Below are 12,828 nucleotides of genomic sequence, written 5' to 3' on the forward strand. Positions count from 1 at the left end.
ACTACACCGGTCTGCTCCGGCTGGAGGAGTGGCGCGAGGTGTGGGACCGCTCGTTGCTGCCGCCCCGCCCCAATCAACGCTTCGAGCCCGCGCGGTGCTTCCTCTTTGAGCGCATCAGCGGTCTTCCCTACCCACAGATGCCCGATCCTCCGAACAACTCCCTGTTGTTCAGGACCCGGTGGGGGCGATTCCCGTTCCTGCTCACCCGCGGCCTGATCGACGGGCTCGACCAGATCGGCCGCGTGTTCCTCGATCGGAACGGCATCCACGACGAACCGGTGTGCTGGCAGCCGCCGGCCAGTCTGCTGGACGGCCTTGATCTGCCCCGCCCCGGCCCCGCCCACCTCGACATCGAGCAGTTGCACACGCTCGTCGACTCGGGGCAGTCCCCGCCGGTCATCGCACAGTCGCTCGGCACCGACCTGAGGAGTCTCCGCTACGTCGCAACCCAACACCCGCTGCCCACGCCCGGCCTGTCCGCCGAGGCGATCCGGGCACGTGCTTCCGCCCGCATGATCACGAGCATGCCCCTGGTCCGGGAACTCCTTCCCAAGGACCGGCTCGAGCGGTTGTACGTGGACGAGGACCGCCCGTTCACAGAGATCGAGCACGAGATGGGTGTCAGCCGCAAGACCCTGGCCGCGCTCGCGGACGAGTACGGCATCCCCCGACGCTCCACCACGCAGCGCAAGAAGCTGGACAAGCAGTGGCTGCAGGAGCAGTACGTCGTCCAGGGCCGCACGCTGGCCGACCTCGGGCGGGAGACCGGCATGAGCGGAGCAGCCGTGGCAGCCCGCGCCCGCAGCCACGGGATCCCGGACGGAGAGCGACTTGTGGCGTCCGGTGAGCATCTGCGTACGCTCGTCGAGCTGTTCGAGCAGCAGGTTGCGCATGGTCCAGTGGGCCTTGTCGACGAGCACCTCGTCCGCGCCGCCGTCGTGGAAGCCGAGGACGGCGGCGTTCACGTCGGAGGTGAACATCGACCGGCACCGCTCCCACTGCGGTGTCCCGGGCAGCACGTCGGCCGGCCAGGTGACACCGGTGGCACCCTCCATGTCGGCGCTGATCAGGATCTTCATGGTGCGTGACGTTACTCGGCACTGAAGCCCCGGGCCAGGAGCCACACATCCGCCGGACGTACGCACCTCTGACATCAGTACTGAGAGGGAGGCGCCCCTTCTCGATCTTCTCCATGAGTGAACCGCTGACCCGCGCCTTCGCACCCAACTCGGCGTGCGTGAGCGGGCCGCGCTTCTTGCGCCAGATCTCCACCCACCGCAAACAGAACCACAATTCTGCTAGCATCCCCCACAAGCAGAACATTGATTCTTTTTGTGGGAGGTGTGGTGCCTCGGCTCACCGACGCGCGCAAGGAACTCCGGCGTACTCAGATCGCCGAGGCCGCCGTCCGCTGCTTCAGCCGCAACGGCCTGGAGCGGACCTCGATCGCCGACATCACCGCCGAGTCCGGCCTCTCGGTCGGCTCGATCTACGCGCACTACCGCAACAAGGCCGACCTGGTCCGGGTCGCCGCCCGCGAGGTGCTCGCCAAGCGCGCCGACGTCCTCGGCGAGTACGCCGCGGCCGACGCCCCGCCCGGCCCCGACGAACTGCTCTCCCGCCTGATCGCCGCGATCGACCCGGCCGAGGCTCGGGTCGGCGTGCAGACCTGGGGTGAGTCGACCACCGACCCGGCCATCCGCGCCATCGTCGTCGACATGACCGACCGGATGCGCGCGATGCTGCACGACTGCGTCACGGCCTGGCTCGTCAAGGTCGAGCACCATGAGCCGCCCCAGGCCCAGGAGCGGGCCGCTCCGATCGCCCACCGGGTCATGGCGCTCTACCAGGCCGAACTGCTGTACACCGCCTTGCGAACACCCACCGAGGAGACACCGTCGTGACCACCGGGACCACTTCGTTCGCCGCCCGCACCGTTTCCCGGATCGGCTACGGCGCATTGCAGCTCGAACGGCTGCACGACCGCCGCGGCAAGGCCGTCGCGCTGCTGCGCCGCGCGGTCGAGCTGGGCGTCGACCACGTCGACACCGCCGAGTTCTACGGCTTCGGCTTCGCCAACGCCGTGATCCGCGAGGCACTTCGCCCCGAGGACGACGTCCTGGTCGTCACGAAGGTGGGCGCCGACCCCAACCCTGGCGGGCACCTGCCGCTGCGTCTGGCGCAGCGGCCCGAGCAGCTGCGCGCCAGCGTCGAGGACAACCTGCGCGGCCTCGGCGTCGACCGGCTCGCGGTCGTCAACCTCCGCCGCCTGGACACCGGCCCCGGGCTGCGTCCCCAGGGGGACCAGGTCGTCGACCTCGACGACCAGCTCGCCGTGATGACCGCACTGCGCGACGAGGGCAAGATCGGCGCGATCGGCCTGAGCAGCGTCACCCTGGACGGCCTGCGCCGTGCCCTGCCCGTCGGCGTCGTCTGCGTGCAGAACGCCTACAGTCTCGTCTCCCGCGACGACGAGGACATGCTGCGGCTGTGCGCGGCCGAGGGCATCGCCTGGGTGCCGTTCTTCCCGCTCGGCGGGGCCTTCCCCGGCCTGCCCAAAGCGACCGACGATCCGGCGGTGCACGCCGTGGCCGAGTCCCTGGGCGTGACGCCCTCCCAGGTCGGCCTCGCCTGGCTGCTGCACCACGCCCCGAACGTGCTGCTCATCCCCGGCACCGCCGACGCCGCCCACCTGGAGGCCAACGTCGCGGTCAGCGAGATCACCCTCGACGCCGAGACCCTCGCCACCCTCGATGCCATCGAGTCCCGCTCCAACGACGTCCCCATCGGCTGACCGGAACCAACGCGACTCGGCTCGCGACCACGCCACACCACACGCCGGACACCCTGACGAACCGCCAGGCCACGCCGGGAAACCCCGCTCTACCAGGCTCCAAGGACGGATCATGAAGGCCATCATCTACCGCGACAACGGCGCCCCCGACGTTCTCCAGCTCGTCGACCGTGACCTGCCCGCGCCCGGCCCCGGCGAGGTTCGCGTCCGGGTCGCCGTGTCCGGGGTCAACCCGACCGACTGGCAGGCACGCGCCGGCGTCGGCCACCCCAAACACTTCTCCGAGATCACCCCGCACCTCGACGGCGCCGGCACGATCGACGCCGTCGGTGAGGGGGTCGACCGGAGCCGGGTCGGTCAGCGGGTCTGGCTGTTCATGGCCGCCGCCGGGCGGCCCACCGGCACCGCCGCCGAGTTCACCGTCGTACCCACCGAACAGGCCGTGTCACTGCCCGACGAGGCCGGCTTCGACGTCGGCGCCGCACTCGGAGTCCCCGCGCTGACCGCGCACCGCGCGCTCACCGTCGCCGAGGACGGGCCGCGTCGGCTGCGGCCCGGGGCACTCGACGGGAAGGTGGTGCTCGCCGCGGGCGGGGCCGGAGCGGTCGGGCACGCGGTGATCCAGCTCGCCCGATGGGCCGGCGCCACCGTGATCAGCACGATCAGCAGCCCCGAGAAAGCCCGGCTGGCCGCCGACGCCGGAGCCCACCACGTGATCAACTACCGCGAGGGCGACCCAGCCGCCGAGATCCGCGAGATCGCCCCGGACGGCGTCGACACCGTCGCAGAGGTGGCCCTGGGCACGAATCTCGCACTGGACCTGGCCGTGCTGCGAACCCGCGGCACGATCTCGACCTACGCCAACGACGGTGGCAGGCCGGTCGAACTGAACGTGCCGCAGAACATGGCGCTGAACACACGCTTCCAGTTCCTGGTGCTCTACACGGCCGGTCAGGAGGCACGCACCGCGGCCGTCCAGGACGTCGCCGCCGCAGTACGCGACGGCGCGCTGCCGGTCGGCGAGAAGCACGGCCTGCCGCTGATCCGCTTTCCTCTCGACCGCACCGCCGACGCGCACCGAGCGGTCGAGAGCCGCGCGGTCGGCAAAGTCCTGGTGGACGTCACCTCCTGACACCCAGTCGACCACCGCACGCCCACCCGCCACCCCGACCTCTGTCCGGCCCGCGGCCACCCCATACCTCAAGGGTTCTCATAAAGGGCCGTTCGCGAGAATCGGCTGCGCCCCATGCCGGTTACCCAGAGGCTCGGGATCACCCCGCTTCCCTTTCGGCTCACTTCGGGGACGGACCGCAGGAGGCTTGGCCGGGGCTACCGGCAACCGCTCTCATCCGACTCACGCCAAGACTTCACACACCGGTTTACGTCACTCCAAAGAGCCCCCGCACGCCCCCCCCACGCCCCGGACCGCGCCGACCTCGGATCCACTGAGACCCGTGCATCGTGAACGGTGCAGGTGAGGCGGGCTGGTGTGCGGGCGAGTTGCTGTGTTCGCGCTGGTCGGCGCGGGACCGCTCCTCAGCCGCGGACGTAGACGGTGACTCGCGCCCCGTTGACATGGGTTGTTCCGTGCTCACGGAAGTGGCGCCGCAGTCCGCCGACAAGATCATCCGCCAGCGGGCGACTTCCCGGTTCGTCAGCACGAGCAGGGCCCGCACCAGCGCGGTCGCCCACCTCGGATCCGTGCGGACCTTGGCGAGGACGCGCCAGTTCTTGAGATGGGCGAAGCCGTGCTCGACCGGGGCACGCACCGCGGCCAGTGCCTTGTTGGACAAGTTCTGACCACGGGTCAGGGCCGGTTGCATGCAGCCTTGTAGCCTGTGATCACCGCCGGGTCGGTGTCCGGACCGGCATCATCGAGCCCGACGAACCCCAGGTCGGCGATGGCGCCGAGACCGGCCGCCCGGTGGGCGTCGCCGCCGACGCCCGGCTGCGGGTCTACGTGGTGGTGCTCCCGCACACGGGCGAGGACATCGCCGAGGCGATCACCAAGGCCACCGACCTCCTGCTGTTGCGGGCCGGGCTCGTCGGCCTCGTACTGATCGCCGCCGTCGCTTACTTCGCCGTACGCATCGCGCTGCGGCCGGTCGGAGCCATCCGTGTCCTCACCGCCTCGGTCACCGCGAACGATCCCCGCGAACGCGTCACCGTCCCCGCCACGGGACACGAGATCACCGCCCTGGCCACCACCCTCAACTCCACTCTCCAACGCCTCGACAACGCCGCCGACCGGCAACGCCGCTTCGTCGCGGACGCCGCCCACGAACTGCGCAGCCCCCTCACCACACTGCTGGCCAGCCTGGAAGTCGCACTCGCCTACCCGGAACGCACCGACTGGCCCGCCGCGGCCACCACCGCCGCACGACAGACCCGCCGCCTCCAGGCCCTCGCCGAAGACCTGCTGCTCCTGGTGGCTTGGCTCGGATCCTTGGTCGGGTAAGTGATCTTCCGTTCGTTGCGCGGCAGGCTGCTTCCACGTTGTGATGGTGGAGGTGGTCGTGGGACGTCGTCCGGGGGTGTTCGTCCGGCCGGTAAGCATGGAGGAAGGGCGTCGGCTGCAGCGGATCAGCCGGACCGCGAAGGATGCGGTGCGGCTGCGGCGGGCGATCGTGGTGATGATGTCCGTGCAGGGGCAGTCGGTTCCGGACATCACCTCGTTGATGCAGGTCAGCGCCGACTATGTGCGAGACGTCATTCACGCCTTCAACGAGCAGGGGTTCGAGGCGCTGGACCCAAAATGCAGCGGGGGTCGCCCCAGGACGATCAGCAGCCAGGTGCGTGAGCACATCTGCCTGATCGCCCGGACGTCCCCCGCCGACTGGAAGATCTCCGCGTTCTCCACCTGGAGCCTGACCAAGCTCGCCGAACACCTGGTCAAGCAGAACGTGGTCCCCGCCGTCAGCCGCGAGACACTGCGACGGATACTGCGCGAGGGCAGGGTCTCCTGGCAGACCAGCACGACCTGGAAGTCCTCGAACGACCCAGACTTCATCGCCAAGATGCACCGGATCCTGGCGCTCTACGACTCCCCGCCGACCGACGGCCGGGTGGTCTGTGTGGACGAGTTCGGGCCGCTCAACCTCATGCCCCGCAAAGGCAAGGCATGGCGCCCGCACCGCTCACCACGTCGTCTGCGGGCCACCTACAACCGCTACGACGGCGTGATGCACATGCTTGCCGTCCTCGACCTGGCCACCGGCAAGATGTACTACCGCATCCGGCCCCGCAAACGGTGGTGCGAGTTCCTGTCCCTACTCAAGTCCCTGCGCATCCGCTGGCCCGGCGAGAAGCTCTACGTCGTCCTGGACAACTTCTCCCCTCACAAGCACCCGAACGTCCGCGCGTGGGCCGCGGCGAACGACATCGAGCTGGTCTTCCTGCCGACCTACGGATCGTGGCTGAACTGGATCGAGTCCGAGTTCGCCGCCCTGCGCTACTTCGCCCTCAACGGCACCGACCACCGCAGCCATGGCGAACAGAACGCCGCCATCGGCGCCTACGTGCGCCGGCGAAATGCCCGGGCCGAACCGAAGACCAGCTTTGCCCCCGACTCACCCATCCGCACCTGGACCGAGTACCCGGCCAAGGCTGCCTGACGGTCCGCTACCCTTCCGTAGGCTGTTGCCGGGGCGGTCCGGCGGGCAACCCGGGCGCTGCGGCCCGTCGGGCGCCGGCGCGGTCTCCGGCTCGCCCATCCCGTCCGGGCTGACCCCCACCACCCCGTCCCTCGGTTCCCTGACAGGCAGCTCACCAGGGGACGCGGCCGTGCTCGTCGAAGAAGTCGCCGGTCGGCCCGTCATCGGGCAGCGTGGCGAGCCGGACGACCACGGCCGCGCCGTCGGCCGCGGTGCGGGTGAGGCCGGGGAATGCGGTGGTGAGGTCGGTCGCACACGGCCCCGGATCGGCGGCGTTGACCAGGATGTTGCGGCTGCGCAGTTCCTTGGCGTACTGCACGGTCAGCGAGTTGAGTGCGGTCTTGGACGGGACGTACGCGGCCAACGGGGGCCGGGTTGTGAAGTAGTCCTCGGGATCGGTCATCCGGGCGATGGAACCCAGTCCACTGCTGACATTGACGATCCGGGCGGCGGGGGAGCGGGCGAGCAGCGGCAGCATCGTGGTGGTCACGCTGATCACGCCGAACACGTTGGTCTCGAACACCTCGCGTACAGCGGGCAGTTCGACACTGCCAGGGCTCTGGGCCGCGAGGTCGCCAGAGATGCCGGCGTTGTTGACCAGGATGTCCAGCCGGCCAAAGCGCTCCTCGATCCAGCGGGCGGCGGATAGGACGCTGGCGCGGTCGGTGACGTCCAGGGTGACCGGGTACACCCGCGGGCCCAGGTCGGCTGCGGCTGCCGCACCGCGGTCCGGGTCGCGCGAGGCCAGCAGGACGTTCGTGCCGAGCGAGGCGAGCCGCGCTGCGACCTCGCGCCCGATGCCCTTGTTGGCACCGGTGACCAGGGCAGTCGTGGTTTCTGTCATGCGTTCAGCCCACCACGGGGGCGGCCGGGAGTTCCAACACCGATCAGGTACGCAGCGATACCGTGCGGGTATGGAAAGACTGGAGGTCCGCGAGCTCGTCTACTTCACCGCTGTCGCCGAAGAACTGCACTTCGGTCGGGCGGCCGCCCGGCTAGGGATGGCCCAACCGCCGCTCTCCCGCGCCATTCAGCAGCTCGAACGACGGCTGGGCGTAGCCCTGTTGGAACGTGGCAGTCGCCGGGTCGCATTGACCGAGGCGGGGGCCGTCCTGCTCCGCGAGAGCCGTACGGTGCTCGACGCCGCGTCGGCTGCGGCGCGCCGCACCCGGCGGGCCGGCCGCGCCGACCCGCGTCTGGTCCTGGTCATCAAGCCGGGCGGCGACGGTGGCCTGCTGCCCGCAATCCTCGACGCCTATCAGGCTGAGCCGGGTGCGCTGCCGGTCGAGCTGGTGTGCAGCTTCGGCGAGCGTGGGATCTTCCTGCGGGAGGGCCGTGCCGACGCCGCCCTGCTTCACCGCCCCTCCCACGACCTCACCGGCCTGGACACCCAGGACCTCCTAACCGAGACTCAACTTCTCGTGATGCCGAGTTCGCATCGCCTCGCGGGCCGTACCCGGGTCTGCCTGAACGACCTCGCTGGGGAGCCCCTGCCGCGCTGGCCGGGCGCAGCTGAGGGTGGCTCACACGGACCCGAGGTCCACGACCTTGGGCAGCTTCTCCACCTCATCGCCTTGCGCCGTATGGTCGCCGTCCTCCCCTCCTCCATCCGCGGCCAGCTCCGCGACGACCTGGTCGCTGTCCCAGTCGATGATGCCGAGTCCACCACGCTCGTCCTCGCCTGGCCCGAGCACGCCACCTCCCCAGCCCTGGCCGCCTTCGTCCGCGCGGCCGCCGCCGTGGCGGGCAAGGCGATGGGCCACGGCGGGTAGAGCGGAGAGACACGCGGGGTGGGAGGCGCCCCCGCCCATGCTCGCAGGCTTGCGAACACTCCAGGACGCCCTCACGGCCACCGTCGAGATCACACCTGGAGGCAGAATGACGGGCACCGGACGGCGAACCAATTACGCGGTCGACAATCCGAGCCAAGCCACTAGCCCGCCTCGACACCCGCACCCCCACAGCCGGCCCCGAGACCGTCGACCTGACCGCCCTCGCCTCCCGACTGACCGAGCAACAACCCCTCGCCGAAAGGCCGTTGACCCTCACCTGCGACAGCACCGCCCCCGCATACGTACACGGAAACCCCGACGAATACGAACGGCTGCTGCGCAACCTCGTCGACAACGCCGCCCGCCACGCAGCGCACCACATCCAGATCACCGTCCGGAACCAGGACGACCGGGTCGTCCTCACGGTGCACGACGACGGCCCCGGCGTGCCCCCCGAGGACACCCAGCGCATCTTCGAACGCTTCGTCCGGCTCGACGACGCCCGCTCCCGCGACCACGGCGGCACCGGCCTGGGCCTCGCCATCGCCCGCGACCTCGCCCACCGCCACCGAGGCACCCTCACCCTCACCCCCCGCACCCTCGGAGCATGCTTCGAGCTACGCCTTCCCCAAGCCCCTGCCCCGGCCGAGAAATGACGCGCTGCACCGCGGACAGCCGCCGACGACCGGCACGAGCACGGCCTCACCCACCCATGCCGCCCCCGTGACCCGCACGTTCAGGACGGGCCCTCCTGCCTGCACGTTGGTCCCAAGGAGTGATGACCGGTCGGGGCAGAGGTCATTAGGGTCGGGCGCATGACGGACGCTCCCCTTCTCAGACGCTTGGGCCCATATGCATGGGGCGCGGACGGCGGGCTCGTGCTCCTGGTCCTGTGTCCGGCGGTGCTGATGCAGTCGAGCACCGAGGGCACCGCGCTCGCCTGGGGACTGCTGGCAGGGCTGGACACCGTGACCGGCGCGGCCCTTCTGCTGCGCCGCAGACTGCCGTTGACGGTCTTCCTGGTCGTCATCTGCGCCCTGGTGACGACCACGGTCATCGGCGCGGCGCACGGGACACGGCTGTCCTCCCTCGCCTCGCTCGCGCTGGCGGTCGCCGTCTACAACGTCGGCAGCCGCTCCCTCGACGGCCGGCGTACGGTGATCGCGTTGTGCGGTGCCGCCGTCGTCGTCGCGGCCGGTGTCTGGGTCAACCACGTCACCGCCCGGCCCGATTACCAGGCCGGCTCGGACGTGCTCGCCGTGCTGGCCACGCTGCCGCTGGCCTGGGCGCTCGGCAACGCGGCCCGCACCCACCGCACCGGCCTCGCCACTGCCGCACGGCGGCTGGACGCCATGACCCGTGAACGCGAGCTGCGCGAGCAGCGGGCCGCCCAGCAGGAACGGGTGCGGATCGCCGGGGAGATGCACGACGTGGTCGCCCATTCCCTCACCCTGCTCGTGGTACGAGCCGAGACCCTGCGCGCCCGAGGCGGCGAGCTACCGGACTGGGCCCGCCCCCAGATCGACGGGCTCGCGGTGGCGGGTCGGCAGGCGGGCGGCGAACTGCGGGACCTGCTGCGGGTGTTGCGCGGTCCCACGGACGAAGCGCCCCTGCACCCCATGCCGGGGCTCGGCGAGTTACCCGAACTCCTCGACCGCGGCCGGGCCGCAGGTGTCCGGATCGACGCCCGCCTCACCGCGCCGGAGGAACTGCCCCGGCCGGTGCAGCTGACCGTCTACCGCATCGTCCAGGAGTCGCTCACCAACGCCCGCCGGCACGCGCCGGGAGCGGCCGTGCGGGTCACCGTCCAAACCGATGCGGAGGGTGTGCGCTGCGAGGTGGAGAACGCGCCGCCCGGGGCACCCGGTGACGTCAGCTGGGGCGCAGGGCTCGGCCTGGTCAGTATGCGCGAACGGGTGGAGGCCCTCGGCGGCCTGCTGCGGGCGGCGCCGACCGCGGAGGGCGGGTTTAGGGTGTCGGCCACGCTGCCGCTGCGCGGAGCACTCCTGGACGCCGCCCGTGACTGACACCATCACCGTCCTCGTCGTGGACGACGAGCGGATCATCCGCGAGGGCCTGGCCGCGATCCTCGGCGTCCAGAGCGGCGTGAGCGTCGTCGGCTTGGCCGGGGACGGCGAGGAGGCCGTCGAACTGTGCGTCAGGCTCCGGCCCGACGTGGTGATGCTCGACATCCGGATGCCCCGCCGCGACGGCCTGTGGGCACTTCGGGAACTGGGCCGACGCGGCCTCCTGGGCCCCGGCAGAACCCAGGTGCTCGTGCTGACCACCTTCGGCCTCGACGAGTACGTCGACCAGGCGCTGGTCGCGGGTGCGGCCGGGTTCCTGCTGAAGAACAGTTCCTACGAGGAGCTGACGGCCGCGATACGCGCCGCTGCGGCCGGACAGCGCACGCTGAGCCCCGCCGTCACCGAACGCATCATCGAGAGCCACCTCGCGGCCCGGCGGCAGCCGGACTCCGGTGACCTCGACCGGTTCGCCGGCCTCACCTCCCGGGAGCGGGACGTCCTGCGGCTGGTCGGCGACGGGCTGAGCAACGCGGAGATCGCCGACCGGCTCGTCGTCAGCCTCCACACGGTCAAGACGCACGTCAGCCGGATGCTCGCCAAGACCGGCTGCCAGAGCCGCGCGCAGGCGGCGGTACTGGCCCGCCGCACACTGCGCTGACAGCCCGCCCGTGTCACTCCTTGGTGTGATGTCGGGCCGGCTGGGGTCCGTCGCGGGAGTGAGCGGCGGCCTGCGAAGCAGACGACAACGAGTGACGACCAGGCCCGTACGTTCTGGCTGAATGGATTCCGCGCGGCTGTCACGCCGCCGAGGATGACCAGTTCAGGAGGAACACCGTGAGTCGCCGATACACCGGGGCAGACCGACGCAAGCGTATGGCTGCCCGACGTGGCGTCTTGGCCGCCGCCACCATGACCGCGGCGGCGGCCCTCGCCGCCTGCGCCACGCCGGCCGAGGCCGCTCCGCGGATCGTCAGCATCGCCAACACCGGCAGGACGGAGGGACGGTCTGCCGACGCCGCCGCCGTGACACGGCAGTTGGAGACGCTGATACGGCAGGAGGTGGCCGCGGGCGCGCCGGGCGTGGCGGTGCGGGTGGATCTCGGCAGGGGCAGGGTGATATCGCGCGCCGGCCAGGCCGCCTGGACCAGAGCGGATCACCGGTTGTCCGCCGACGACCAGTTCCGGATGGGGTCGAACACCAAGACCATGACCGCGGCGCTGGTGCTGCAACTGGTCGCCGAGCACAGGCTGGCGCTCCAGGACCCGGTGGAGAAGTGGCTGCCGGGGCTGGTACCGAACGGACGGAACATCACGCTGAGGATGCTGCTGAACCACACCAGCGGCCTGTACGACTACATCCAGGATCCCGGCAGCCTGGCCCGGGTCACCGGCGCGGACACATCCGCCGTGAAGCCGGAGGAGTTGCTGGCGGTCTCGGCACAGTACCCGCCGCTGTTCGCGCCGGGCGCCGAGTACTCCTACAGCAACACCAACTACGTGGCGCTGGGCCTGGTGCTGGAGAAGGCGACCGGCCAGAACGTGGCAACTCTGTTGCAGCGGCGCATCATCCGGCCGCTCGGCATGCACGACACCTATCTGGCCACCAGCGGCGTCTCCCGGGACGGCGCCGAGCTGGCCGACGGCTACGAGCCGGACGCCGAGCACCTGGCGCCGCTGCTCCCGCCGGGCGTGCCCAAGGGCACCGCGTTCTCCGGCCCCGCGCGTGGCGACCACGTGCTGGCGACCTCGCTCAGCCCTGATTGGGCGTGGACCGCTGGGGCCATCGTGTCCACACCCGCCGACGAGCAACGGTTCCTGCGCGCGCTGGCGTCCGGCAAGCTGCTGCCGCCGGCGCAACTCGCCGAGATGAAGACGACCGTGGTGGAGACGCCCGGTGACCCGGACAGCGCGCGGTACGGGCTCGGTTTCGAACGGTACGTCAGCCCGTGCGGACCGGTATGGGGGCACACCGGCGCGGTTCCCGGCTACTCCAGCCAGAACTACACGGACGAGACCGGCAGGCGCTCGGTCACCGTGGTGGCCACGACGCTGTTCGGGATGCGCGCCGAAGGTGTGGCTGCCGCGGACCGGAAGGTGATCGACGCCGCGATCTGCACGATGCTGGGCAAACCCCTCCCGGCCAACGCCGACTGACGCCGGCCGACACCGAGGAACCGACGGGACACAAGTGGAACGCCGGCTGACGACGGTGTGGATCGCGCGATGGAGCGCGACACACCCGTGGCGGGCGACGCCGACTTCTCGTCGGGGGAGTCGGGCCGTGCGACCGAGATCGTGGACAGCGGCCGGTTCCCCGCACCGGCGGTGGAGAACGTGCTGATCCGCGCGCGATCCGGGGCACTGAGGCTCCGCCAAGCTCGTTTCCGCAGTTCAGTGGGGCTGGTGTGATGGCATAAGTACTGCACCTGCATCTGGCGTGACGGGCGATCACTGGTCTCGTTGGTATGAGGCCTCGACAAGTGATGGGTGGTCAGCTTGCTGTGTGCCCGGCGGGTGGTTGCGCAGTGTGATCGTATTCGTTGGTTGGCTCGATTGCGGAAGCCGTAGGCCTTGCGGCTTCG

Annotated in this window: 10 protein-coding genes and 4 pseudogenes; 11 read left to right on the forward strand and 3 right to left on the reverse strand. The window is 70.6% G+C overall.

Annotated elements, in window-relative coordinates:
- Positions 1-761: 761 nt before the first annotated feature.
- A pseudogene (locus ABT245_RS13360) lies at positions 762-1,079 on the reverse strand (M55 family metallopeptidase); the annotation flags it as partial.
- A gap of 267 nt (positions 1,080-1,346) precedes the next feature.
- Here ABT245_RS13360 and ABT245_RS13365 point away from each other — a divergent pair.
- The 3 genes from ABT245_RS13365 (at position 1,347) to ABT245_RS13375 (ending at position 3,926) form a co-directional block, all read left to right on the forward strand.
- A complete protein-coding gene (locus tag ABT245_RS13365; protein WP_351732691.1) occupies positions 1,347-1,904 on the forward strand; it encodes a TetR/AcrR family transcriptional regulator in 558 nt (185 codons plus the stop codon).
- Positions 1,901-2,794, forward strand: a complete 894-nt coding sequence (locus ABT245_RS13370; RefSeq protein ID WP_351732694.1) for an aldo/keto reductase — start codon at positions 1,901-1,903, stop codon at positions 2,792-2,794. Before ABT245_RS13365 ends, ABT245_RS13370 begins: the two co-directional genes overlap by 4 nt.
- A gap of 112 nt (positions 2,795-2,906) precedes the next feature.
- Positions 2,907-3,926: an NADPH:quinone reductase gene (locus tag ABT245_RS13375; protein ID WP_351732697.1), complete on the forward strand. Its 1,020-nt coding sequence runs from the start codon at positions 2,907-2,909 to the stop codon at positions 3,924-3,926.
- Between the two features lie 502 nt (positions 3,927-4,428).
- On the opposite strand, the pseudogene ABT245_RS13380 reads toward ABT245_RS13375, so the two are convergent.
- Positions 4,429-4,718: pseudogene (locus ABT245_RS13380) on the reverse strand (transposase family protein); the annotation flags it as partial.
- On the opposite strand from ABT245_RS13380, the pseudogene ABT245_RS13385 reads away from it, so the two are divergent.
- Positions 4,719-5,222, forward strand: a pseudogene (locus ABT245_RS13385) (histidine kinase dimerization/phospho-acceptor domain-containing protein); the annotation flags it as partial.
- A 127-nt stretch (positions 5,223-5,349) separates the two neighbouring features.
- Complete coding sequence (locus tag ABT245_RS13390; protein ID WP_351732699.1) at positions 5,350-6,408, forward strand: IS630 family transposase; 1,059 nt, start codon at positions 5,350-5,352, stop codon at positions 6,406-6,408.
- A 151-nt stretch (positions 6,409-6,559) separates the two neighbouring features.
- Here ABT245_RS13390 and ABT245_RS13395 read toward each other — a convergent pair whose 3' ends face one another.
- The gene (locus tag ABT245_RS13395; RefSeq protein ID WP_351732702.1) at positions 6,560-7,291 is read right to left on the reverse strand and encodes an SDR family oxidoreductase; all 732 of its coding nucleotides are present in this window, start codon (positions 7,289-7,291) and stop codon (positions 6,560-6,562) included.
- 70 nt (positions 7,292-7,361) lie between these two features.
- Between ABT245_RS13395 and ABT245_RS13400 the strand changes: the two genes are divergently transcribed.
- The 6 genes and pseudogenes from ABT245_RS13400 to ABT245_RS13425 all read left to right on the forward strand — a co-directional run bounded on the left by ABT245_RS13400 (position 7,362) and on the right by ABT245_RS13425 (position 12,655).
- Entirely contained in the window at positions 7,362-8,219 is an 858-nt protein-coding gene (locus tag ABT245_RS13400; protein WP_351732705.1) for a LysR family transcriptional regulator, read from the forward strand.
- A gap of 161 nt (positions 8,220-8,380) precedes the next feature.
- Positions 8,381-8,875, forward strand: a pseudogene (locus tag ABT245_RS13405) (sensor histidine kinase); the annotation flags it as partial.
- A 159-nt stretch (positions 8,876-9,034) separates the two neighbouring features.
- Complete coding sequence (locus ABT245_RS13410; RefSeq protein ID WP_351732708.1) at positions 9,035-10,246, forward strand: sensor histidine kinase; 1,212 nt, start codon at positions 9,035-9,037, stop codon at positions 10,244-10,246.
- Positions 10,239-10,904 carry a response regulator gene (locus ABT245_RS13415; RefSeq protein WP_351732710.1) on the forward strand — a complete coding sequence of 222 codons (666 nt, stop codon included), beginning with the start codon at positions 10,239-10,241 and terminating at the stop codon, positions 10,902-10,904. The genes ABT245_RS13410 and ABT245_RS13415 overlap by 8 nt, the downstream gene beginning before the upstream one ends.
- Before the next feature lie 215 nt (positions 10,905-11,119).
- Entirely contained in the window at positions 11,120-12,400 is a 1,281-nt protein-coding gene (locus ABT245_RS13420; RefSeq protein ID WP_351732712.1) for a serine hydrolase domain-containing protein, read from the forward strand.
- 69 nt (positions 12,401-12,469) lie between these two features.
- On the forward strand, positions 12,470-12,655 hold the full coding sequence (locus ABT245_RS13425; RefSeq protein ID WP_351732715.1) for a hypothetical protein: 186 nt from the start codon (positions 12,470-12,472) through the stop codon (positions 12,653-12,655).
- Positions 12,656-12,828: the final 173 nt, after the last annotated feature.

The organism is Streptomyces sp. NPDC001508 (genome assembly GCF_040298665.1).
In the GTDB taxonomy this organism is placed as follows: domain Bacteria; phylum Actinomycetota; class Actinomycetes; order Streptomycetales; family Streptomycetaceae; genus Streptomyces.

Excerpts from the sequence above, each read along its gene's own strand:
- ABT245_RS13400 (WP_351732705.1), top strand. The coding sequence starts at position 7,362 with ATGGAAAGACTGGAGGTCCGCGAGCTCGTCTACTTCACCGCTGTCGCC.
- ABT245_RS13410 (WP_351732708.1), top strand. The coding sequence starts at position 9,035 with ATGACGGACGCTCCCCTTCTCAGACGCTTGGGCCCATATGCATGGGGC.
- ABT245_RS13425 (WP_351732715.1), top strand. The coding sequence starts at position 12,470 with ATGGAGCGCGACACACCCGTGGCGGGCGACGCCGACTTCTCGTCGGGG.
- ABT245_RS13395 (WP_351732702.1), bottom strand. The coding sequence starts at position 7,291 with ATGACAGAAACCACGACTGCCCTGGTCACCGGTGCCAACAAGGGCATC.
- ABT245_RS13375 (WP_351732697.1), top strand. The coding sequence starts at position 2,907 with ATGAAGGCCATCATCTACCGCGACAACGGCGCCCCCGACGTTCTCCAG.
- ABT245_RS13420 (WP_351732712.1), top strand. The coding sequence starts at position 11,120 with ATGGCTGCCCGACGTGGCGTCTTGGCCGCCGCCACCATGACCGCGGCG.
- ABT245_RS13390 (WP_351732699.1), top strand. The coding sequence starts at position 5,350 with ATGGAGGAAGGGCGTCGGCTGCAGCGGATCAGCCGGACCGCGAAGGAT.